This window comes from Cellulomonas sp. PS-H5 (genome assembly GCF_019265565.1).
Lineage (GTDB): Bacteria > Actinomycetota > Actinomycetes > Actinomycetales > Cellulomonadaceae > Cellulomonas.
This window is the reverse complement of sequence record NZ_JAHVCI010000025.1, coordinates 33,769-56,240: the sequence shown is the minus strand read 5'-3', so window position 1 is coordinate 56,240 and position 22,472 is coordinate 33,769. Positions and strand designations below refer to the sequence as shown.

18 protein-coding genes are annotated in these 22,472 nt (G+C 73.4%); 11 read left to right on the top strand and 7 right to left on the bottom strand.

Annotated features, from left to right (window positions below; all coding sequences use genetic code 11):
- The coding region (locus tag J5O08_RS11490) for a DEAD/DEAH box helicase (RefSeq protein ID WP_218707002.1) at positions 1–1,276 on the bottom strand (1,276 nt) is incomplete at its 3' end.
- A 76-nt stretch (positions 1,277–1,352) separates the two neighbouring features.
- Positions 1,353–2,021, bottom strand: coding sequence for a PilZ domain-containing protein (locus J5O08_RS11485; RefSeq protein WP_218707001.1), 669 nt, complete (start codon positions 2,019–2,021; stop codon positions 1,353–1,355).
- A gap of 226 nt (positions 2,022–2,247) precedes the next feature.
- Here J5O08_RS11485 and J5O08_RS11480 point away from each other — a divergent pair, with 226 nt between their 5' ends.
- From J5O08_RS11480 to J5O08_RS11440, 9 genes are all read left to right on the top strand, one after another.
- On the top strand, positions 2,248–4,260 hold the full coding sequence (locus tag J5O08_RS11480) for an EAL domain-containing protein (RefSeq protein WP_308281572.1): 2,013 nt from the start codon (positions 2,248–2,250) through the stop codon (positions 4,258–4,260).
- An 83-nt stretch (positions 4,261–4,343) separates the two neighbouring features.
- Positions 4,344–4,985: a hypothetical protein gene (locus J5O08_RS11475; RefSeq protein WP_218707000.1), complete on the top strand. Its 642-nt coding sequence runs from the start codon at positions 4,344–4,346 to the stop codon at positions 4,983–4,985.
- Positions 4,986–5,103: 118 nt separating this feature from the next.
- Positions 5,104–5,745, top strand: a complete 642-nt coding sequence (locus J5O08_RS11470) for a signal peptidase I (RefSeq protein ID WP_217616906.1) — start codon at positions 5,104–5,106, stop codon at positions 5,743–5,745.
- Complete coding sequence (locus J5O08_RS11465) at positions 5,726–6,055, top strand: hypothetical protein (protein WP_218706999.1); 330 nt, start codon at positions 5,726–5,728, stop codon at positions 6,053–6,055. The genes J5O08_RS11470 and J5O08_RS11465 overlap by 20 nt, the downstream gene beginning before the upstream one ends.
- 452 nt (positions 6,056–6,507) lie before the next feature.
- Complete coding sequence (locus J5O08_RS11460; RefSeq protein ID WP_308281571.1) at positions 6,508–7,830, top strand: glycoside hydrolase family 125 protein; 1,323 nt, start codon at positions 6,508–6,510, stop codon at positions 7,828–7,830.
- Positions 7,827–8,819, top strand: coding sequence for a sugar ABC transporter permease (locus J5O08_RS11455; protein WP_308281570.1), 993 nt, complete (start codon positions 7,827–7,829; stop codon positions 8,817–8,819). The genes J5O08_RS11460 and J5O08_RS11455 overlap by 4 nt, the downstream gene beginning before the upstream one ends.
- Positions 8,816–9,751 (top strand): carbohydrate ABC transporter permease, encoded by a 936-nt coding sequence (locus J5O08_RS11450; RefSeq protein ID WP_218706997.1) that lies wholly within the window; start codon positions 8,816–8,818, stop codon positions 9,749–9,751. The genes J5O08_RS11455 and J5O08_RS11450 overlap by 4 nt, the downstream gene beginning before the upstream one ends.
- A 61-nt stretch (positions 9,752–9,812) precedes the next feature.
- Entirely contained in the window at positions 9,813–11,069 is a 1,257-nt protein-coding gene (locus J5O08_RS11445; protein ID WP_218706996.1) for an ABC transporter substrate-binding protein, read from the top strand.
- 82 nt (positions 11,070–11,151) lie between these two features.
- Positions 11,152–12,270 carry a glycoside hydrolase family 76 protein gene (locus J5O08_RS11440; protein WP_218706994.1) on the top strand — a complete coding sequence of 373 codons (1,119 nt, stop codon included), beginning with the start codon at positions 11,152–11,154 and terminating at the stop codon, positions 12,268–12,270.
- A gap of 37 nt (positions 12,271–12,307) precedes the next feature.
- Here the strand turns inward: J5O08_RS11440 and J5O08_RS11435 are convergent, their stop codons facing one another.
- Positions 12,308–13,414, bottom strand: a complete 1,107-nt coding sequence (locus tag J5O08_RS11435) for a GntR family transcriptional regulator (RefSeq protein WP_218706992.1) — start codon at positions 13,412–13,414, stop codon at positions 12,308–12,310.
- 154 nt (positions 13,415–13,568) lie between these two features.
- On the opposite strand from J5O08_RS11435, the gene J5O08_RS11430 reads away from it, so the two are divergent.
- Together J5O08_RS11430 and J5O08_RS11425 are read left to right on the top strand one after the other, a co-directional pair.
- On the top strand, positions 13,569–14,345 hold the full coding sequence (locus J5O08_RS11430; protein WP_217616914.1) for an SDR family NAD(P)-dependent oxidoreductase: 777 nt from the start codon (positions 13,569–13,571) through the stop codon (positions 14,343–14,345).
- A 92-nt stretch (positions 14,346–14,437) separates the two neighbouring features.
- Entirely contained in the window at positions 14,438–15,151 is a 714-nt protein-coding gene (locus J5O08_RS11425; RefSeq protein ID WP_218706990.1) for a phosphoribosyltransferase, read from the top strand.
- Between the two features lie 7 nt (positions 15,152–15,158).
- Here the strand turns inward: J5O08_RS11425 and J5O08_RS11420 are convergent, their stop codons facing one another.
- From J5O08_RS11420 to J5O08_RS11405, 4 genes are all read right to left on the bottom strand, one after another.
- On the bottom strand, positions 15,159–16,178 hold the full coding sequence (locus J5O08_RS11420; protein WP_218706988.1) for a glycosyltransferase family 2 protein: 1,020 nt from the start codon (positions 16,176–16,178) through the stop codon (positions 15,159–15,161).
- The gene (locus J5O08_RS11415) at positions 16,175–16,813 is read right to left on the bottom strand and encodes a hypothetical protein (protein ID WP_147794472.1); all 639 of its coding nucleotides are present in this window, start codon (positions 16,811–16,813) and stop codon (positions 16,175–16,177) included. The genes J5O08_RS11420 and J5O08_RS11415 overlap by 4 nt, the downstream gene beginning before the upstream one ends.
- A 25-nt stretch (positions 16,814–16,838) precedes the next feature.
- A complete protein-coding gene (locus J5O08_RS11410) occupies positions 16,839–19,241 on the bottom strand; it encodes a glycoside hydrolase family 3 C-terminal domain-containing protein (protein WP_218706986.1) in 2,403 nt (800 codons plus the stop codon).
- Positions 19,242–19,353: 112 nt separating this feature from the next.
- Positions 19,354–22,347, bottom strand: a complete 2,994-nt coding sequence (locus tag J5O08_RS11405) for a glycoside hydrolase family 3 C-terminal domain-containing protein (protein ID WP_308281568.1) — start codon at positions 22,345–22,347, stop codon at positions 19,354–19,356.
- Between the last annotated feature and the right edge of the window lie 125 nt (positions 22,348–22,472).

Here is a 22,472-nt window from a genome sequence, read left to right as displayed (position 1 = left end):
CCGACGCGCCGGCACCGCCGGACGCCGCGGCGCCCGACGTCCCCCGGCCGCCCGAACCGCCCCGCGACCGCGACGGCTGCGCGGGCGCCGCGACCGGCGCCGGCGCGACGTGCGCCGCCACCTCGCCGACCAGCGCCGCGATCACCGGCGAGCCCGGCGCGACGCGCTGCGGGGTGACGGTGATCTTCGCCTTGCGGGTGAGGTCGCGGACGTCGCCGGCCTGCTCGGGCAGCATCACGGTGACGACGTCGCCACCGGAGCCCGCGCGGGCGGTGCGGCCGGAGCGGTGCAGGTACGCCTTGTGCTCGGCCGGCGGGTCGACGTGCACGACGAGCTCGACGTCGTCGACGTGGATGCCGCGCGCCGCGATGTCGGTCGCGACCAGGACCTTGACCTCGCCCGAGGTGAACGCCGCGAGGTTCCGCTCGCGGGCGCCCTGGCCGAGGTTGCCCTGCAGGTCCACGGCGGGGATGCCGTCCTGGGTGAGCTGCTTGGCGAGCTTCTTGGCCTGGTGCTTGGTGCGGGTGAACAGGACGCGGCGGCCGGTGCCGGAGGCGAGCTCGCGCACGACCTCCCTCTTGGCGTCCGCGTCGGCGACCGCGAGCACGTGGTGCGTCATCGTCGACACCGGCGCGACCTCGGGGTCGACCGAGTGCGTCGTCGGCTTGTCGAGGTACCGCTTCACCAGCGTGTCCACGCCGTTGTCGAGCGTCGCCGAGAACAGCAGGCGCTGGCCGCCGCGCGGCGTGCGGTCGAGCAGCCGCTTCACGACCGGCAGGAAGCCGAGGTCGGCCATGTGGTCCGCCTCGTCGAGGACGGTGATCTCCACCGCGTCGAGCGAGCACAGGCCCTGCTTGATGAGGTCCTCGAGTCGGCCGGGGCACGCGACGAGCACGTCGATGCCGGCGTTGAGCGCGCTGACCTGGCGGCTCTGCGCGACGCCGCCGAACACGGTGGTCGACGACAGGCCCGCGGTGGCGGCGAGCGGCTCGATGGTGGCGTGGATCTGGGTGGCGAGCTCGCGGGTCGGCGCGAGGATCAGCGCGCGCGGGCGGGCCTTGGCGCGCTGCGCCTTCGAGTCGGCGAGCCGGGTGACGACCGGCAGCGAGAACGCGAGGGTCTTGCCGGAGCCGGTGCGGCCGCGGCCGAGCACGTCGCGCCCGGCGAGCGTGTCGGGCAGCGTGGCCGTCTGGATGGGGAACGGGTCGGTGATCCCGCGCTGCGCGAGGGACTGCGCGAGGGCGGCGGGCACACCGAGGTCGGTGAAGCGAGGCATGAAGGGGCGCCTTTCCGGCGGTGGTCGGGGTCCGCGGCCGCTGCGCGCGGGGCGGCGACCGGCGCCGGCGGCTCGGTCAGGCGAGCTTCTGCTGGCGGCGCAGGGCGCCCTGCGTGCGCAGGACGTAGGAGAACAGCTCGTCCGTCTCCCGGTCGGAGGTCTCCACGAACCGGCAGCCGTAGTGCGTCCCGGAGCGCGAGGGCTGGGCACGGACGACGACCGCCTGCAGCCAGAACGCGGCGGACAGCTCGGGGAAGACGAACCTCACCTCGCTGCCCAGGGGCAGCTCGGTCTGGCTCATCATACGCATCCCGTGCGCGGAGACGTCGAGGACGGTGAAGACGAACGGGACCTCGTCGGCCTCGCCGTCGACCGCCTCCGCCTCCGCTGCGGGGGCGGCTCCGTGCTCGTGCTCGTGCTCGTCCGGCACCGTCGCCAGCCGCGCGAAGCCCTGCACCTCGACGTGCACCGCCACCCGCGCGACGGCGCGCTTCTGCAGCGTCGACAGGAGCTCGACCCCGACGAACCCGACGGTGTCCGCCGTGATCCGTGCGACCTCGCCCTGGTAGACGCACTCGCCGCGGGCGTCGTCCAGCACCCGGAGCAGGTAGACGTCGCCCTCGGCCACGCCCCGCACGATCCCCTCGAAGCCCGCCCAGAGCACACCGTCCTCGAAGGTGCGGACGTAGCCGCTGAGAACGGCGTGGCCGTCGTGCTCGATTGAGCAGAGCGCGAGCTCGTGCATGCAGGCAGATCCGTCCGGGGGGGTGATCAGGGCGTGGGCGGGGCGACGTTACCCCGAGGCAGGACGCACGCACGTGCTCCGAACGGGTGGGGATCCGTGTCGCGACAGCTTCTCACCCGCCGCCGGCGCACCCGTCCGCCGCAGCTCGGGCAAATCCGACGTACCGCCACAACGCGGATCTTCTCGCCATTTCCGGCAACGGGCCCTTACCCTCGGCCCGAGACCGGTGCGGACCCGCGCCGGCCCGACCCTCCGAGCATTCGAGGCTGAGCTGGCTACCCCGACCCGGCGCTGGCCCCTGACCCGGTACTTCGCCGTCGTCAGTGTCGTCGCCATGCTCGCGCTCGGCGCCGCGCTCGTGTGGGTCACCGGCAACGTCATGCGCGAGCAGGCCCAGCGTGACGGGATCGCCCTGGCCCGCAGCATCGAGTCGTACGCCTCGTCGTCCGTGCCCGAGGAGGCGTTCACCGTGGGCGTGCTCGCGCCCGAGCAGGCCGCCGCGGTCTCGGAGCAGGTCGCCGGCTTCCGCGAGCTGCGCCGGCTGCGGCTGTGGACCGTCGACTCGACGCTGCTGTACGACTCGCAGGCCGACGCCACCGGGTTCCCCGACGGCGAGCGGCTCGACGCCGCGGTCCGGCAGCGCGAGCCCGACGCGCGGGTCGTCACCGAGGTGCGCGGCGAGGAGTTCGGCGGCTCGGAGTCGACGCTGCTCGACGTGTACGTCCCGGTGCGGCACGACGGCGTCGTGGTCGGCGCGGCCGAGGTGATGCTCGACTACCAGGGCACGACCGACGCGGTCACCAGCGCCACCCGCACCGTCACCCTCGTGGTCGTCGGCGGGCTGGCGCTGCTCTGGGTGCTGCTGTTCCGCACGGTGTGGAACGCCTCGCGCCGGCTGCAGTCCTCCGCCCTGGAGAACGCCCGGCTGGCGCTGATCGACTCGCTCACCGGGCTGCCCAACCGCCGGATGCTGGGCGACAAGCTCGAGCGGTCGATCGCCGAGGCCGAGGCCGCCGGGACGACGGTCGGGCTGGCGCTGCTCGACGTCGACCGGTTCAAGGACATCAACGACTCGCTGGGTCACGACCGCGGCGACGAGCTGCTCGAGCAGGTCGCCCAGCGGCTGCGCGGCGCGCTGCGCGAGCACGACATGGTGGCGCGGCTCGGGGGCGACGAGTTCGCCATCGTGCTCACCGACGTCCGGTCGGTCGCCGACGCCGACGCCGCCGCCCGCCGGGTGCGCCAGCTGTTCGTGCCGCCGTTCATGCTCGGCGACCTCGCCCTGCACGTCGACACCTCGATCGGCGTCGCCTGCCTGCCCGACCACGCCGACGACGCCTCGTCGCTCATGCGGATGGCCGACGTCGCGATGTACACCGCCAAGACGCACCGGCTCGGGGTGTCCGTGTACTCGCCGGAGGAGGACGACTCCTCCCCCGCCCGCCTCGTCCTGCTCGGCGACCTGCACCGCGCGCTCGGCGTCGACGACGAGCTGGAGCTGCACTACCAGCCGAAGATCGACCTGCGCACCGGCCGCACCGTCGGGCTCGAGGCCCTGATGCGCTGGCGGCACCCCACCCGCGGGATGCTGCCGCCCGACCTGTTCGTCCCGCTCGCCGAGCAGTCCGGCCTCATCCACGACCTCACCCGGTACGCCCTGCGCGTCGCGGTCGCCCAGCTCGCCGTGTGGCGCACCCAGGGCGACCCCGTCCCGGTCGCGGTGAACCTGTCCGCGCACGACGTCACCTCGCACGCGGTCGTCGAGGTCATCGAGGACCTGCTCGCCCGGCACGACGTCCCGGCGGAGCTGCTCGAGGCCGAGATCACCGAGACCGCCCTGGTCAGCGACCCGTCGCGCGTCGTCCCCGTGCTGCAGCGGCTCGGCGACGCCGGCGTCCGGGTCTCGATCGACGACTTCGGCATCGGCAACACGTCGATCTCCCAGCTGCGCGACCTGCCCGTCCACGGTCTGAAGATCGACCGGCTGTTCGTCGCCGACCTCACCACCCGCGGCGGCGAGGGCTCCGAGGTCATCGTCAAGGCGATGGTCGACCTGGCGCACTCGTTCGGGCTCCAGGTGGTCGCCGAGGGCGTCGAGGACGCCACCACCGCCGAGCTGCTGCGCCGGCTGACGGTCGACCAGGCGCAGGGCTACCTCTACTCGCCGGCCGTCGCGCCGGACCGGCTGCGGCCCGAGGACCTCCCCCGTGACCCCGCCTCGCGACACGCCGTCACGTGACTTCACTCCAGAAACGGGCAGAACGCCTCAAGGTGCGTCACCATTCGTCCGATAGGCCCTGGTAACACCCGTTCCGATCACCCGTGAGGATGACCACCCGGATGGACGAGCTGCTCCGCGAGATGATCACGCCCCCGCCGCCGCGGCGGGACCCGGCGCGGCGCCGCCGCCTGGTCGCGACCGTCGGGATCCTCGGCATGGCCGCGCTCGGCATGACCTCCCTGGTGACCTCCGCGATCTTCACGGACAACGACGACGCCGGGCGCTCCGGCATCATCACGGGCTCTGTCGACATCGAGGCCGGCGAGGACGCCGCGTTCGCGCTGCCGCCCGGCAACCTCGCCCCCGGCGACGAGATCTACAGCCCGGTCACCGTCACCAACGCGGGCTCGCTCGCCCTGGTCTACGGCGTGCAGTACGCCGCCACCAGCGACGCCAAGAACCTCGCGGCGACGCTGTCGCTCGACGTCTTCGCCGTGCCCGCGGCGCAGTGCACCGAGGCCGGGCTCGCCGGTGCCGCGCCGATCGGCTCCTCGGGCGCCGGCCTCGCGACGACCGCGACCGAGATCGTCCCGGTCGACCGGTCGCTGTTCTCCTCCGCGGCCGAGGACCTGTGCGTCCGCGTGTCGGTCCCGCAGGAGATCGGCAACGAGTACCAGGAGGCGTCGGCCGACCTGCAGCTGACGTTCGTCGCCGAGCAGGACCCCACCGACCCGCACCGCTGATCCCGCCGGAGGCGCTGAGACGCAGATGAGCAGGAGGCCGGCCCCCACGGTCGAGCGCCGGGCACCCCACCCGGAGCGGCCGCGGCACGCCACCCCCCAGTCGAGGGGCCGCCGCGCGGTGCGCACGGCCCTGTGGACCGTCATCGTCGTCTGCGGCCTCGCCTACGCCACCTCGCTCGCGGTCCCGCTGTGGTTCCAGGCCAACGGCCAGCGCCTGCTCATCGTCACCTCCGGCTCGATGTCCGGCCCCGAGCAGGGGTCGTTCGACGCCGGCGACGCCGTGGTCATGCGCCGGATCGACGACCCGTCGCAGCTGCGCGTCGGCCAGGTCGCGACGTTCTGGCCCGCCGGCGGCGACCAGCTCGTGACCCACCGGATCATCGCGCTGCGCAACCTGCCCGTCCTCCAGCAGGACGCCGCCAGCGGCCGCATGGTCCAGGCCTACGACCCCGAGACCGGCGACGCCCTGACCCGGCCGTACATCTACACCAAGGGCGACGCCAACACCGAGCCCGACCCGAACGCCACCCCGCTGAGCCAGGTCCGCGGCATCATCCTCGACGTCTACCCGCGCTGGGGGTGGGTGCTGGATTGGGCGGGCTCGGCGCAGGGGCGGGCCGTGATGCTCGTGCCGCCGCTCGCGGCGCTGGCCACGCTCGAGGTGCTCTCCCTGCTCGACGACCGGCGCGCGCGCCGCGCCGCCGGCGAACGCCGACCGTCCGCGCGCGAGCGGCACGACGATGCGCTCCTCCTCGGCTGACCGGCGCCCCGCGACGGGGGCGCGGGAGGCGACCGGTGGCGCGGCGGGCGCTGCCGGCGCGGCAGGCGAGGCGGGCGCGGCGCCGGACGCGGGCGAGGCGCCGCTGCTCGGCCGCTGGGGCCGGCTGGTCCTGGCGACGCTCCTGGTCGGCGCCGCGCTCATCGGCCCGGCCGCAGGGTTCGCGTCGGCGCAGTTCGGCTCGACCGCGACGGTGACCATCACGATCACGATCACCCCGACGGACGGCGCGACGCCGGCCCCGACGGACGCCCCGACCGCCGGGCTGGACGAGCCGACCCCGCTCCCCTGACTCGCGCCCGAGCGCGCGCGACCGCGGCCCTCGCAACGGACTCCACGACACCTGTCGCCGAGATGGCAACTCTCGGCTGAGCGCGGGACGCACGGCGCAGCCGAAAGTTGCCATCTCGGCGTCCGTGCACGGGCACGGACGCGGCGGCGGCTCGGGCTCGAGCGGCACCACCCGAGGGTCGAGGCCCGGGTCGTCGCCGTCACTTGTGGTCGACGGCGGTCCTGTGACGCACGTGCTCGCCCTGGAGTTCTACGTATATTCAATCCGTCGTAGCGCTCGGTGGCGGCAAGATCGACCTTTCCTGTCGTCCGCTGGCGCTTCACCGGACACAGCCGACGCCATGCACCACGCGCGAGAGCGTCGTTGCATCGCGGTGCGTGCGTCACATATATTCAACATGCTCACTCTCGCCGCGACGGCGCGGCGGGTCGATGACGACAACGGAGGAGCACGTGGCTCGATGGATCGAGGACCTCGTCCGCGAGGTCGGCACCGCCGTCCGGGAGCGCACCGACGCGACCACGGCGCAGCGGTTCGAGGCCGCCTACGGCGACACGCTGCGCCGCACGGTGCAGCCCCAGCCCGACGGCACGGCGTTCGTGGTGACCGGGGACATCCCGGCGATGTGGCTGCGGGACTCGAGCGCCCAGCTCGCGCCCTACCTGCACGTCGCGGGCGACCACGCCGAGGTGGCCGACCTGCTGGTCGCGGTGAACCGGCGGCAGCTGGACCAGGTCGCCCGGGACCCGTACGCGAACGCGTTCAACGCCGGCCCGAACGGCGCCGGGCACGCGGGCGACCGCACGGAGCAGTCGCCGTGGGTGTGGGAGCGCAAGTACGAGATCGACTCGCTCTGCGCGCCGCTGCACCTCGCGGCGGACATCCGGCGGGTGACCGGCCGCACCGACCACCTCGACGAGCGGTACCGCGCCGCCGCCCGGGCGACGATCGCGCTGTGGCGCACCGAGCAGGACCACGAGGCCCGCTCGCCGTACCGGTTCGAGCGGGACGACTGCCCGCCGTCGGACACCCTGGTCCGCGACGGGCGCGGGACGCCGACCGCGGTCACCGGGATGTCCTGGTCCGGGTTCCGCCCGAGCGACGACGCCTGCCGGTACGGGTACCTCGTCCCGGGGAACGCGTTCGCGTCCGTCGTGCTGGCGGACGTCGCCGACGCGGCCGACGACGTCCTCGGCGACCCCGACCTCGCCGCCGAGGCCCGCGCGCTGCGCAGCGAGCTGGAGCGCGGCATCGCCGAGCACGGCGTCGTCGAGGTCGCGGGACACGGCGCGATCTACGCGTACGAGGTCGACGGGCTGGGCGGCGCGCTGCTGATGGACGACGCGAACGTGCCCAGCCTGCTGTCGCTGCCCTACCTCGGGTGGTGCTCCCCGGAGGACCCGCTGTACCTGGCCACCCGGGAGTTCGTGCTCAGCCCGGACAACCCCACGTACCTCGTGGGGACCGCAGCGCGCGGCCTCGGCAGCCCGCACACCCCGCCGGACCACATCTGGCCGATCGCGCTCGCGCTCGAGGGCCTCACCAGCACCGACGACGCCGAGCGCGCGCGGCTGCTGGACACCCTGCTGGCCACCGACGCCGGCACCGGGGCGACGCACGAGTCGTTCCACAAGGACGACCCGACCCGGTTCACCCGGGAGTGGTTCTCCTGGGCCGACGCGATGTTCTGCGAGCTCGTGCTGGAGGTCGCCGGGCTCCGCACCGCCGCCCGCCCCACGCCCGCCCCGCGCGCCGTCGCCGGGAGCGCGTCGTGACCGGGGCGGTGGCCACCGCGCCCGCGCGGGCGCCGCGGCGGGCTCCCGCGCAGCGGCCGGTCAGCGCCACGGCGCGCCAGATGCGCCGCGCGGGCTGGTGGTTCCTCGCCGTGCCGCTCGGGCTGTTCGTCGTGTTCATGCTGCTGCCGATGGGCATGGCTGCGGTCATCAGCCTCACCGACTACGCGATCATCGGCGACACCGCCTGGGTCGGCTGGGAGAACTACGCACGCATCTGGGACGACACCTTCTTCTGGACGGCGCTGCGGAACACCGCCCGGTACACGCTGATGTACGTGCCGCTCGGGCTCGTCGTCGCCCTGGGGACCGCGCTGCTTCTGAACCGCTCGTACCGGGCCGTCCGGCTGTTCCGGACCCTGTTCTACATCCCGGTGGTCTCCTCCACGGTCGCCACCGCGACCATCTGGTACTGGCTGCTCAACCCGCAGAAGGGTCTGCTCAACGTCGCGCTCGGCTGGTTCGGCATCGACGGCCCGCGCTGGCTCTACGACTCCCAGTGGGCGATGACCGCGATCGTCCTGATGAGCGTGTGGGCCGGGTTCGGCACGAACATGATCATCTTCCTGGGCGGCCTGCAGGGGGTGCCCGGCGACCTCTACGAGGCGGCCCGCCTGGACGGCGCGAACCTGTGGCAGCAGTTCCGGTACGTGACCCTGCCGTCGCTCACCCGGACCACGTTCCTCGTCTCGACGCTGCTGATCATCGGGGCGTTCCAGGTGTTCGACCAGGCCTACGTCCTCACGAAGGGCGGCCCCGGGAACTCGACGGTGACGATGGTCTACTACATCTACAACAAGGGCTTCGGCTCGCTGGAGATGGGCTACGCCTCGGCGCTGTCGTTCGTGCTGTTCCTCATCATCCTGGTGTTCTCGCTGGTCAACGCGCGGCTGAACCGGCCGGGCGACAGCGGCCGCGTCCGCAGACGGCGCGTGCCCGCCGCGGTGCCGAGCACGGTGGCCGCCCGATGACCGCCGTCGCCGAGCGCCCGGCCCCCGCCGCCGCTCCGACCCCGCCGACATCCCGCCCGCGGCCGCGCTCCCGCCGCCGGCGCCTCGGGGCCGCGGTCTGGTACGTCGCCGTCACGGTCCTGGCGGTCGTCATGGTCGCGCCGCTGGTCTGGACCCTCGCCACTGCGTTCAAGCCGGCCACCGAGATCCTGTCCGGCGCGCTGTCGCTGATCCCCGACAACCCGACGCTGGACAACTTCGCGCGGGTGTTCCAGGACGTGCCGTTCGGCCGGTACTTCGTCAACTCGCTCGTCCTCGGGATCGGGGGCGCGGTGACGAACGTGTTCTTCGGCGGGCTCGGCGGCTACGCGCTGGCCAAGCTCCGGTTCCGGGGCCGCGCCGGGGTGTTCGCGCTCTTCCTGTCGTCGCTGATGATCCCGGGCATCGTCACGATGATCCCGACGTTCCTGATCCTGCGGCACTTCCCGCTGGCCGGCGGGAACGACCTGCTCGGCCAGGGCGGGCTCGGCCTGCTCAACACCTACGCGGCGGTGATCGTGCCCGGCGCGGCCGGGGCGTTCGCGGTGTTCTTCATGAAGCAGTTCTTCGAGACGCTGCCGGACGAGCTCGGCGAGGCCGCGCGCATCGACGGCGCGAGCGAGTTCCGCATCTTCGTGCAGGTGTACTTCCCGCTGGCCCGCGCCGGCCTGGCGGTGCTCGGGATCCTGTCGTTCCAGGCCGGCTGGAACAACTTCCTGTGGCCGCTGATCGTGCTGAACGACCCGTCGATGATGACCGTCCAGGTCGGGCTGTCGTCGTTCGTCAACGACTACGAGACCGCGTTCGGCCCGCTGATGGCCGGGACCGTCGTCGCCAGCCTGCCCGTGCTCCTCGTCTTCCTGGTCGCGCAGCGCTGGATCATCGAGGGCGTCGCCCACGTCGGCAGCAAGTGACCCCCCACCCCGCCCGTCCCCTGACCCCCGCACGCCCCGACCCATCCCTGAGGAGAGCTCGATGAGGAGATCTACCACCACCGGCGTCGCCCTGGCGCTCGCGTCCCTGCTCACCGTCACCGCCTGCAGCAGCGGCGGTGGCGACGGCGGCGGGACCGGCTCCGGCGACGGCCCCGAGCCCGTCGTGTTCTGGGGCTCCTGGTCCGGCGACCAGGTCGCCCAGCTCGAGGAGCAGGCCGCCGCGTTCAACGCCTCGCAGGACGACTACGAGGTCGAGTACGTGTCCCAGGGCCTCGTCGAGGAGAAGCTGCTGACCGCCCTCGCCGGCGGCGCCGTGCCGGACGTCGTGCTCTGGGACCGCTACCAGACGTCGCTGTACGCCCCGAAGGGCGCCCTGGCACCGATCGACGACATGGTCGCCGCGGACGGCGTCGACCTGGACGCGTTCTACGCACCCGCGCTCGGCGAGATGGAGGTCGACGGCGCCCTGTACGGCCTGCCGCTGCTGGTCGACAACCGGTCGCTGCTGGTCAACCAGACGGCGCTCGACGAGGCCGGCGTCGCCGCGCCGACCACCTGGGACGAGCTGCGCACCGCCGCGGTCGCGCTGACCCAGCGGGACGGCGGCACGCTCGAGCGCGCGGGCTTCGACCTGAGCGACCCCGGCCTGTTCAACATGTTCCTCACCCAGGCCGGCGGCTCCCTGCTGAACGACGACGAGACCGAGACGGCCTTCAACAGCCCCGAGGGGCTGGAGGTGCTCGCCCTCTGGCAGGACCTGATGGACGAGGGCGTGTACGAGCTCGGGTTCGGCGACGGCACCGACCCGTTCGCCGAGAGCACCGTCGCGATGAAGCTCGACGGGCCGTGGGCCCTGGCGACGCTGGACCAGGTGGACGGGCTCGACTACTCGGTCGTCCAGCCGCCCCGCGGGCCGGCCGGTCCGGGCGCGTACATGGGCGGGTTCGGCCTGGTCATCCCGGAGGGCGCGAAGAACCCCGAGGGCGCCTGGGAGTTCATGCGCTGGTGGACGACGCAGCCGGAGAACGGCGTCGCGTTCGGCGAGATCTCGGGCTGGATCCCGGCGAACGTCGAGGCGGCGAACGACCCGTTCTTCACCGAGGACCCCCGGTACGCCGCGTTCATCGAGACCATGGACTACGCCCAGGTCCGGCCGAGCGTCGAGGGCTTCTCGGACGTCGAGGGCAAGGCGCTGGTGCCCGCCCTCGAGCAGTTCATGGCCGGCGAGCTCTCGGCCGAGCAGGCGCTCCGCCAGGCCCAGGAGCAGGGCGACGCCCTGCTCGCCGCCGCGCGCTGACGCGGCACCCCGGCCCGCGTCGCCCCTCGCGGCGGCGCGGGCCGGGCCCGACCACCCCTCGACACCCGGACGGACACCCCGCATGACGACGACCGACCACCCCGGCCAGAGCCGGTCCGCCGACCTCGCCGACCTCGCCCAGCGGAGCCTGGACGAGCTGTTCGGCGCGCCCTGGCCGCAGCACCTGCACAACAGCCACCCCGCCGGCACCGGCACCCCGGACACCTTCAACTACTGGTGGCTCGCACACGTGGTGGACGCCCGCGTCGACGCCTGGGCCCGCACCGGCGACCCCGCGTGGCTCGACCGCGCCGCCGAGACCGCGCGCAACGTCGTCGAGCGGAACGGCGGGTCGCTGTTCAACGACTACTTCGACGACATGCTGTGGTTCGGCCTCGCCCTGCTCCGGCTGCACGAGGCCGGCGGCGACCCGCGGTACCGCGACGACGCCCTGGCCATCTGGGACCACGTGGTCGAGCACGGCTGGAACGACCACCAGGGCACCAGCCTGGCGTGGCGCAAGCAGCAGCTCGCCTACAAGAACACCCCGGCCAACGGCCCGCTGGTGATCCTCGCGCTGCGGCTGGAGCGGGCGCTGCCGCCGGGCACCCGCGACTTCCGGGAGTACGCGGGCACGGCGCTCGCCTGGCTGGAGCGCACGCTGGTCGGCCCCGACGGGTTCGTCGAGGACGGCATCAACCGCGAGGGCGACGGCCGGGTGGACGTGCAGTGGCGGTTCACCTACAACCAGGGTCTCTACGTCGGCGCCCTGGTCGAGTGGTGGCGGGCCACCGGCGACGCGACCGCGCTCGACCGCGCGACCCGCACCGCGCGGACCGCGGTCGCCGAGCTGAGCGACGGCGCCGTGTTCCGCGACGAGGGCGACGGCGGAGACGAGGGGCTGTTCAAGGGCGTGTACTACCGCTACCTCGGCGCCCTGCTGCCGCACCTACCGGCCGGGTCCCCGGACCGGGTCGCCCTCGAGGGGTTCGTCCGCGCCGGCACCGACGCCCTGGTCGAGCACGGCGTGCACGACGGCGTCCTGCGGCCGGGTAACGACTGGAGCCGCCCGACCGACGAGCCGATCCCGTACTCGACTGCGCTCAGCGCGATCATGGCGCTCGAGCAGCGCTGGCGGGTCGAGGCCGGCTACCCGGAGCCCGCGGGTGCGCCCGCGGACCGGGTCGCCGCGGCCGGCTGACGACGCGCCGCTCCACGTCACGCCCCCGTCGGTCCGCTCAGCGGGTCGGCGGGGGCGCCGTCGACTCCCCCGGCACCAGCTCCGTCGGCAGCATCACCTTGTCGACCGTGCGGGGGTCCGCGCGCTGCCGTCGGACGCCGTCGATCGCGCGCTCGCCGAGCGCCCGCTGCTGCTGGCGCACGTGGGTGAACCGGAACAGGCCGTCGTCGAACGCCGCGTCGGGATGGTCGAAGCACACCACCGAGACGTCGTCCGGCACGCCCAGCCCCAGCCGCCGGCACGCCTCGCGCAGCAGGAGCGCGATGTTGTACTCGGCCGCCAGGTAGCCGGTCACGTGCGGGTGCGCGCGGACGAACTCCACCAGGCGGTCCACGTCCTCGTCCTTGGTGACCGTGCTGCCGGGCACGGTGGACCCGATCTCCCGCAGCTCCGCCGTGCCGTCGAGCGTCCGGTGGAACGCGGCGTGGGCGTGCACCCAGCCGTTGCGCCGCTCCTCGCTCGTCGACACGTGGCTGGCGGCGCTCACGAACCCGACGCTGGTGTGGCCGAGCTCGAAGAGGTGCGCCGTCGCGGCGATCGCGCCCGCGAGGTTGTCCGAGCGCACCGCCGACACCGGGATGCCGTCGTACACGCGGTCCAGGATCACCAGCGGAAATCGGCGCGTCACCAGCTCGAGCGCCGCCGGCGGGATGTACTCCGACGACGACGGCTGCAGCACGAGGCCCGAGACGCCCGCGTCGAGCAGCGACCGGATGCTCGCGTCCTCCACGTCGACGTCGCCCGACGACCGCATGAGCACGAGGTGGTCGTCGGTCCCGGCGCCGGCCAGCAGGCCCTCGAGCACGCGGCTGCCGAACGTGTCGTCGAAGTTCGTCACCACGCACCCGATCAGCGGGCGGGCCGGCACCGCGCCCGCGGCCTGCGGGGTCGTCGGCTGCGCGCTCGTGACGAAGGTGCCGAGCCGCGGCCGCCGGACGATCAGGCCGTCGGCCCGCAGCAGGTCGAGCGCGCGCTTCACCGTGATGGCGCTCACCGCGTACTCCTGGGACAGCTCGGCCTCGGACGGCAGCCGGTCGCCCACCGCGTACGTGCCGTCCCCGATGCGATCGCGCAGCGCGTCGTAGACCTGCCGGTAGAGCACCACGCGTGACCTCCGTCGATGTCGTTCGATCATATTGAATCTATCGGCGCGTGCCGCCGCGCGTGCCCCAACGCGCCGCGCAGCGTGGTGCGGGCGCGGCAGACTGGCGCGCAGCGGGGGCGCGACGGAGCGGCCCCGCCCGACGGACGGGGTGGGCATGCTGCTCGAGGACAGGATCGCGGTCGTCTACGGGGCGGCCGGCGCGGTCGGCGGCGCGACCGCCCGGACGTTCGCGCGGGAGGGCGCGCACGTGGTGCTCGTGGGCCGCCGGCGCGACCCGCTGGACGCGGTCGCCGACGACGTCCGGCGCGCCGGCGGGCACGTCGAGGTCGCCGTCGTGGACGCGGCGGACCCCGAGGCCGTGGACGCGCACGTCGGCGCCGTGGTCGCCGAGCACGGCAGGCTGGACGTCAGCCTGAACGCGACCAGCCTGCGCGGCGACCTCCAGGGGACGCCGCTGCGCGAGATGCCGGTCGACGACTTCCTGCTGCCCGCGATGACCGGCCTGCGCTCGCAGTTCTGCACCGCCACCGCAGCGGCGCGCCGGATGACGGAGGCGGGCTCGGGGGCGATCCTCACGCTGTCCACCTCGGCGGCGGCGCTGGCGGGCCGGGACCGGCGGTTCCACGCGACCGGCGGGTTCGGCGTGGCGTGCGCGGCGGTCGAGGAGCTGACCCGCTCGCTGGCGGGCGAGGTCGGCCGGCACGGGGTCCGGGTGGTGTGCCTGCGCCCGGACGCGCTGCCGGAGACCTGGGGCGAGCGGACCCCGGCGGCACGGGAGGCGGAGCGGTTCATGACCGACGGCACGGCCCTCGGCCGGATGCCGACGCTCCAGCAGGTGGCGGACGCGGCGGCCTTCGCGGCGTCGGACCGGGCCGGCGCCGTCACCGGCGCGATCCTCGACCTGACGTGCGGCTCGGTCATGCAGCGCTGACCGCCGTGCACGAGCGCGTGAGGTCGGGGCGCTCGAGCGCGGGGCCGGGCGCGCACCGGTCGGGCGCCGGGGCGCGTAGCGTCGGGAGGACCATGGGTCGGGAACCGTTCGCGGACCGGGCGCAGGCGGGCGCCGCGCTCGCGGGGCGGCTCGCGGCCTCCGCTAGGGCCTCCGCTCCCGCCAGGCCCACTCGTGACCTGCCCGCGCCCGGGTGGCCGGGCGTCGTCGTGCTCGCGCTCCCCCGTGGCGGCGTGCCCGTCGCCGTCCCGGTCGCCGAGGCGCTCCGGGCGCCGCTCGACGTGCTGGTGGTGCGCAAGCTCGGCCTGCCGCGGCAGCCGGAGCTCGCGATGGGCGCGCTCGCCGGGCTGGGCGGCGAGGTGGTGGAGGTGCGGCACGAGCCGGTGCTGCGCGCGGCCCGGGTGCCGGCGGCGGTGCTCGACGCGGTGCGCGCGGCGGAGCTCGTCGAGCTGCGGCGGCGCGAGGCGGCCCTCCGGCGCGACCTGCCCGCGCTGCCCGTGGCGGGGCGGGCGGTGGTCGTGGTCGACGACGGGGCGGCGACCGGGTCGACGGTCCGCGCGGCCGTGGCCGCGCTGCGCCGGGGCGGCGCGGGGCAGGTCGTCGTGGCGCTGCCGGTGTGCCCGCCCGACACGGCCGCCGTGCTGACCGCCGAGGCCGACGAGCTGGTGTGCCTCCGGTCGCCGGCGCGGTTCCAGGCGGTGGGGCTGGAGTACGCGGACTTCGCACCGCCGCGCGACGACGAGGTGGCGGGCCTGCTCCGGGCGGCCCGCGCGGCGCGGCCGGCCTAGGTGCGGGTCAGCTGAACCCGATCGCCCGCTGCGCCACCCGGTACGCGAGCACCGAGACCCGGCGCCCCGCGGGACCGGGCAGGTTGGAGATCTGTCCCAGCACCGACCAGCGCACCTTGCGGTACAGCCACGGGTCCTGCGCGCGCAGCTCGGACCACAGCCGGTCCTTCTCGGCGAGGTGCCCGCGCGTGCCCGCGCGGATGAGCAGGATCGACGAGACGGCGCAGATGATCTCGACGTAGTGCAGCCGGTAGGCCCGCAGCCGCCGGTCGGCGACCCGCACCCGCGACAGGTGCTCGAGCATCAGCCGGTTGACCCGCAGCTGCTGGTCGATGCGCCGGATCATCACCGCCTCCTGCACCGACTGGTCCGAGCGCCCGATGAAGTACCGGTACAGGTCGACGTCCAGGTAGTACAGCGTCGACACGTGCGCGAGCGGCACCAGCGCGTACAGGTTGTCGACGTAGAACGTGTGCTCCGGCAGCACCAGGCCCGCCTCGCGCAGCACGGCGGTCCGGTACGTCAGCGCGTGCATCATCAGGTACTGCCGCTTGGCGAACCGCCGGGTCTGCCCCCAGTGCAGCACCCGCCCCGCGGGCAGCGCGCCCTGGTAGCGCACGACGGTCTTGGTGCGCTTGCCGACCTTCTCGTACACAAAGTTCGACACCAGCAGGTCGACCGGCCGGCCGGCGTCGAGGAACCCGCGCAGGGTGGCCAGCACCGACGCGAGCGCCGGGCCGTCCACCCAGTCGTCGGCGTCCACGACCTTGAGGTACGCGCCGCGCGCCTCGGCCAGGCCGGCGTTGATCGCCGACCCGTGGCCGCCGTTCGGCTTCGAGATCAGCCGCACGGTGCCGGGGTGCGCGGCCTCGTACTGCCGGGCGAGCGCCGCGGTCCCGTCCGTCGAGCCGTCGTCCACGACCAGCACCTCGACGCCGTCCGACCCCACCAGCGAGTCGAGGGCGCGCGCGAGGTACGGCTCCGCGTTGTACGCGGGGACGACGACGGTCAGGACGGGGGTGCTCACGCCGAGCGGACCTCCGTGGCGTCCGCGGCGGCGGCCGGAGCCGCGTCCTCGGGGACCTGCTTGAAGATGACCTTGAAGATCGGGAAGAACACCCAGAACGAGATCGCCGCGTTGATGATCATCGTGACGAAGTCGGCCAGCGTCTCGCCGGTGCCGCCGAGGCCCCAGGTGTCGATGAACAGGTCGTAGATCGGCGCCTTGTACAGGCCCTGCAGCGCGGCCGCGGCGATCGTGATGATCACGTAGGCGATGGCGTACCAGGTCGCGGCCTTGGCGACCGACGAGTTCGACTTGAACGTGATGCTGCGCTGGGCGAAGAAGTTGATGACCTGGGCGATCAGCAGGGTGATCTGCACGGCCAGGAAGTATGCCAGGCCGCCACCGCCGCCCGGGAGGGCGCCCTCGGCGTAGTCGAAGACGAAGTACTGCGAGCCGTCCGGGTTGGACCCGATCGGCCAGACCTGGAACGAGGTGTCGACCAGCGACGTCATGCCGAACAGCCACTTGATGAGCGGCATGAGCGCGAGCTGCAGCACGGTGATGCCGTTGCTCAGCACGAAGAAGACGACGAACTGGGCGACGCCCGGCCGCTTGGTGGCGAACCGGCCCCAGGCGTCCTTGAGACGGGTGAACATACGAGCGGGTCTCTCTTCCAGGAGGTCAGGCGTCGCCGCGCAGCTGGCGCGCGGTCTCGCGGTTGGCGCGGCGGTTGCGGAGGAACCCGCGGATCGTGGCACCGGCGCCGGCGAAGAAGTGGCCGTTGACGATGCGGACGATGCCGTCCACCATCTCGGCGCTGACCATGCCGTTGGTCATCTTCCCGATGGCCCGGAACGGCATGTTGAGCAGGAACAGGATGTTGAGGTCGGGCTTGCCCTTGCGGTCGGCGCGGTCGCGCAGCAGCGCGAGCACGCGGTACGCCAGGCGCGCGAGCGGGCTGCGCGCGGTCTGCATCCGGCCGAGCGCGTCGTTCACGCCGAGCGGCCCGGACCAGGAGGCCGGCGGGACCGGCCGGCCGAGCAGCGCCGCGAAGTCGGCGTCGGGCACGTGCCGGACGTCGCCGGTGCGGTACCGGACTGGGACCGGGTCCTCCGCCACCGGCGGGACGGTCCCCGCCACCTCGACGGTGGCCTTCTCGGCCAGGTCCGCGACGTTCGCACCGGCGAGCACGGTCCAGGTTCCGCGCTCGACCTGCCACGCCCCGGTGCCCACGTCGAAGTGCCGGAACGCCGCGTCGCCCAGGGGGACGGTCACGGTGGTCGACTCCCCCGGGGCGAGCTCGACCCGGGCGAACCCGGCGAGCGTGCGGTCCGGCCGGTGCACGCCCGGCGTCTCGCGCCGCACGTAGACCTGCACCACGTCCGAGCCCGCGACGGCGCCCGTGTTGGTCACGGTCACCGTGGCCGCGTCGGCCGTCGCGGTCAGACCGGAGTACGCGAACGAGGTGTACGACAGCCCGAAGCCGAACGGGAACGTCACCGGGACGCCCGCGGTCGTGTAGTACCGGTAGCCGACAAACAGGCCCTCGCGGTACTCGGCGGTCCGCTGCTGCCCGGGGAACGTGTCCGCGGTCGGGGTGTCGGACAGCCGCACCGGCACGGTCTCGGCGAGCCGCCCGGCCGGGTTCGCGGCACCGGTCAGCACGTCGAGCAGCGCGCCCGCGCCGGCCTGGCCGGACAGGTAGCCGTGCACCAGCGCCTGCGCGGAGCCGAGCCACGGCATCTCGACGACGCCACCGGCGGCCAGCACCACGACGGTGCGCGGGTTCGCGGCGTGCACGGCCTCGAGCAGCTCGGTCTGCGCCGCGTGCAGCGTGAGGGTCGACCGGTCCAGGCCCTCGGACTCGGCGATCTCGTCCAGGCCGAGGAACAGCAGGGCGACGTCGGCGCCGCGGGCCGCCTCGACGGCCTCGGCGCGCAGCGCGGCGTCGGGGGTGCCGTTGCGCCGGAAGCCGGGCGCGAACGACGTCATCTCCAGCCCGGAGTCGCCGATCACGTCGAGGACCGAGTCCAGGCGGGTCGGGTTCACGGCCGAGGAGCCGGCGCCCTGGTAGCGCGGGGTGCGCGCGAAGTCGCCGATCACGGCGACCCGGGTCCCGGCCGCGAGCGGCAGGATCGCGTCCTCGTTCTTGAGCAGCACCGCGGAGCGGGCCGCGACCCGGCGGGCCAGCGCGTGGTGCGCGGCGTCGTCGACGGCCGGGGCCGTGCCGGGCTCGCGGGCGTCGGCCACCAGCCGCAGCACCTCGGCGGCGCGCGCGTCCAGGTCGGCCTCGGCGAGCGCGCCGGACCGCACGGCCGCGACGAGCTGCCGCGCGGAGTCGAGGCCCGCGGCCGGCATCTCGAGGGTCCCGCCCGCGGCCGCCGCGGCGACGATGTCGTTCGAGCCGCCCCAGTCGGAGATGACCGCGCCGTCGAAGCCCCACTCGTCGCGCAGCACGGTGCCGAGCAGGAACGGGTCCTCGTGGGCGTAGGTGCCGTTCACCAGGTTGTAGGACGACATGATCGTCCGCGGCCGCGCGGTCTCGACGACGATGCCGAAGGCGGTCAGGTAGATCTCCCGCAGCGTCCGCTCGTCGACCACGGAGTCCGACGCCATCCGGCGCAGCTCCTGGGAGTTCGCGGCGTAGTGCTTGGGGCAGGCGGCGACGCCGGCGGACTGGATGCCGCGCACGTACCCGGCGGCCATCCGCCCGGCCAGCAGCGGGTCCTCGGAGAAGTACTCGAAGTTGCGCCCGCCCAGCGGGGACCGCTTGATGTTCAGGCCCGGGCCGAGCAGCACGTCGACGTCCTGGGCGGCGGCCTCGGCGCCGAGCGCCCGGCCGACCTCCTCGGCCAGCTCGGGGTCCCAGGTGTTCGCCACGGCCGCGGCCGTCGGGAAGCAGGTCGCCGGCTGCGACTCGGCGATGCCGAGGTGGTCCGCGGCGCCGGTCTGCTTGCGCACGCCGTGCGGGCCGTCCGCCAGCCAGATCGAACGCACCGAGTGCCGCGGCAGGTCGTGGGTCTCCCAGACCGTCTTGCCGGTGAGCAGGGCGGCCTTCTCCAGCAGGGTCAGGTTCTCGATCATGACGTCCTCGGCGGTGGTGCGGGGGGGGGGTGGTCCGGGGCCGGGGGCCGCGGCCCCGGTCGCCGGGCCGGCAGTGGTGGGCACTGCCGGCCCGGCGGGGCGGCTCAGCGGGTCAGTGCCCCGCGGAGACCGGCTCGGCGTCGCCCTGGGGCGCCGCCGGCTCGGCGGTCTTCCGGTGCCGGAGGACGCGCCGGGTGACCATCAGCGCACCGGCCACGACGAGCAGGCCGACCAGGATCGACGCGCCGATCTGGATGTAGACCCAGGTGGGCGGGGTGTAGGAGACCGTGGCCCCCGGCGCCAGCCCGTTCACCGCGTTGGAGTTCGCGACCGTGAACAGGATGTTGTGGGTCGCCTCGCGGATGTCCGTGACCGCCTTGGCCGAGGAGGTGTCCCCGAACGACTTCGACGGCTGGAAGGTGAGCGTCAGGTCGGTGCCGGCGCTGATGCTCTGGTTCGGGTTCATGTACGGGTAGAGGTTGAAGTCCGAGATGGCGAAGCCCTCGAAGCCCCACTCCCCGCGCAGCACGTCCGTCATCAGCGCCTCGGAGCCGCCGGCCCAGGTGGCGCCGATGCGGTTGAACGAGCTCATGATCGCGGTGGAGCCCACCGTGGTCGTCTCGATCGTGCCCTCGTCGTCGGCGAGGTACGGGACCTCCATCGAGATGTTCTTGACGGCCATCTCGAACGGCTTGAGGTAGATCTCGCGGATCGTCTGCTCGGTGGCCCAGGTGGCGATGCCGTTGTTGACCCGGTTGGTCTCCTGGTCGTTCAGCGCGAAGTGCTTGAGCGTGGTGTACACGCCCTTCTCCGCCGCGCCGTTGGCGACCGAGGTCATCATCAGGCCGGACAGGAACGGGTCCTCCGAGTAGTACTCGAAGTTGCGGCCCGCGAACGGCGAGCGGTGCAGGTTGGCCGCCGGGGCGTACCAGCCGTTGATGTCCTTGAACATCGCCTCGTTGCCGAGCATCTCGCCCATCGCGCGGCCCAGGTCCACGTCCCACGTCTGCGCGATGAGGAACTCGGACGGGTAGGCCACGCCGTTGATCGACGAGTTGATGAAGGAGGAGAAGCCGGCCGGGCCGTCGGGCTCGGTGGTCTGCGGCTTGCCGATCGAGCCGATGGCGGCGGTCTGGTACGCGCCGTTGAGCAGCATGTCGGTCATGTCGCCGACGCTCAGCGAGTCGAGCAGCTCGTCCCACTGCGGGTCGTCCTTCGCCAGACCGCGCATGTCGATCAGCGACAGGTCGGTGCTCGCGCCGGTCGTGGGCATGTCGCCCTCGAAGGCGTCCGCCTCGGCGTCGACGTCCCAGGCGGCGAAGCCCTCGGCCACGGCGTCGCTCGCGACCAGCTGGTCACCGGTCGGCGCGGTCGGGAAGGTGCCGGCGAAGTCCGCGCGGGACATCGCCAGGATCTTGCCGTCCTCGGGCTCGGTGCTGAACTGCGCCGAGACGTCGTCGAACTGGTTGGTGACCTCGGCGAGGTCGGTGGAGCGGTGGTTCTCGCCGGAGTACACGACGTCGGAGTCGACGGTGTAGGTGATCGGCTCGGTGCCGGCGGCGACGGTGTGCGAGTCGGTGCGGACCGAGATCGCGTAGTCGCCGGCCTCGAGCACGTAGGCGGCGGCGTCCGCGTAGTCGTAGGACGCCATGTCCTCGACCGGGAGCTCCAGGGTCACGGACTCGCTCGCGCCCGGCTCGATGACGCCGGTCTTGGCGAAGTCGCCGAGGACGACCTCGGACTTCTCGATGCCGCCCGGGGTGTACGGCGCGGTGTAGTAGAGCTCGACGACGTCCTTGCCCGCGACGGTCCCGGTGTTGGTGACGTCGACGGTCACGGCGATGGTGCCGTCCACGTCACCGGTCTCGGTGCCGGTGACGGTCCAGGCGAAGTCGGTGTACGACAGGCCGTAGCCGAAGGGGTACACGACGGCCTCGTCGTAGTCGAGGAAGCCCTCGGCCGCGGCGGTCTCGTAGTACCGGTAGCCGAAGTAGATGCCCTCGGCGTAGTTCACGAACGGCGCCTCGTCGGTGACCGTCGCGTTCGACGTGGCGGTCTCGACCGCGGACACCGGGTACGACACCGACAGGTTGTCGTAGAGGTAGCCGCCGAAGTTCGCGAAGGTGGGGTCGGCGGTGAAGTCCGCGGCCCACAGGTCGGCGGTGCGGCCGGACGGGTTGACCTCGCCGGACAGGATGGTGCCGACGGCGTTCAGGCCGGTGGCGCCCGGGGAGCCGGCGAGCAGGATCGCGTCGACCCCGGCGTCCGCCTGCAGGTCGCCCATCTCGATGGTGGTCGAGGAGTTCACGACGACCACGACCGTGTCGAAGCTCGCCTTGGCGAGCTCGATGAGGTCCTTCTCGTCCTTGTTCAGCTCGAGCTGGTGCTGGCCGGGCTCCGCGTTGTCGTCCCAGTCGGACATGTCGCGGGTCAGGTCGCCGCCCTCGCCGCCGGGGCGGCCGATGTAGACGACCGCGGCGTCGGAGTACTCGGCGAAGGACGAGGACTGAGCCTCGTAGCCGTCGACCGGCATCTCGCCGATGAAGTAGGTGGAGATGTCCGGGCGGTCCATCTCGATGAAGCCGCGCGGGTTCTCGGCGGCGTACGCCTCGATCGCGCCGTACACGGCGTCGTTCACGGTGAAGCCGGCGTTCTCCAGGCCCTGGCGCGCGTTCACGGCCGAGTTGGTGTCCACCGAGCCGGAGCCGGAGCCGCCGAACACGGGGTCCGCGGCCGCGCGGCCGAGCATGGTCACGCTGGACCCGGCCGCCAGGGGCAGCGCGGCGCCCTCGTTCTTCGCCAGGACGATGCCCGCGCCGGAGATCTCCTCCACGAGCTCCTTCGCGGCGGCGTCGACCTCGTCGATGCTGTCGAAGTCCGCGCTGTAGTACTCGGTGTCCCAGTCGGCCGACTCCTCGGCGTTCGTGAACTCGTACGTGCCCGAGCCGAACTGGGAGGCGACCCAGCCGCCGGCGACGACGAGCGCGACGTTCGCGACCACCGCGATCACGGTGACCAGCGAGAGCACCGGCACCCAGATCCACAGGTACTTCTTGTTCGACATCGGCCTCTTCGCGCGATCGGCGTTCTTCGCCCTGGCGTTCACAACATTCCTCCTCGAGTGCTGACCGGCGATCAGGCTAGGTGCGCCGATCGGGGCCGTCCGGCACGGCAGCACGATCAGTCGGTTTCGCGGCACGGACTGTCACGCGCCGCGTCGCCCGGCCCGCC

Coding starts and splice junctions, on each gene's coding strand:
- J5O08_RS11485 (WP_218707001.1), bottom strand. CDS start 2,021: ATGCACGAGCTCGCGCTCTGCTCAATCGAGCACGACGGCCACGCCGTT.
- J5O08_RS11465 (WP_218706999.1), top strand. CDS start 5,726: ATGCGCTCCTCCTCGGCTGACCGGCGCCCCGCGACGGGGGCGCGGGAG.
- J5O08_RS11450 (WP_218706997.1), top strand. CDS start 8,816: ATGACCGCCGTCGCCGAGCGCCCGGCCCCCGCCGCCGCTCCGACCCCG.
- J5O08_RS11445 (WP_218706996.1), top strand. CDS start 9,813: ATGAGGAGATCTACCACCACCGGCGTCGCCCTGGCGCTCGCGTCCCTG.
- J5O08_RS11440 (WP_218706994.1), top strand. CDS start 11,152: ATGACGACGACCGACCACCCCGGCCAGAGCCGGTCCGCCGACCTCGCC.
- J5O08_RS11430 (WP_217616914.1), top strand. CDS start 13,569: ATGCTGCTCGAGGACAGGATCGCGGTCGTCTACGGGGCGGCCGGCGCG.
- J5O08_RS11425 (WP_218706990.1), top strand. CDS start 14,438: ATGGGTCGGGAACCGTTCGCGGACCGGGCGCAGGCGGGCGCCGCGCTC.
- J5O08_RS11415 (WP_147794472.1), bottom strand. CDS start 16,813: ATGTTCACCCGTCTCAAGGACGCCTGGGGCCGGTTCGCCACCAAGCGG.
- J5O08_RS11410 (WP_218706986.1), bottom strand. CDS start 19,241: ATGATCGAGAACCTGACCCTGCTGGAGAAGGCCGCCCTGCTCACCGGC.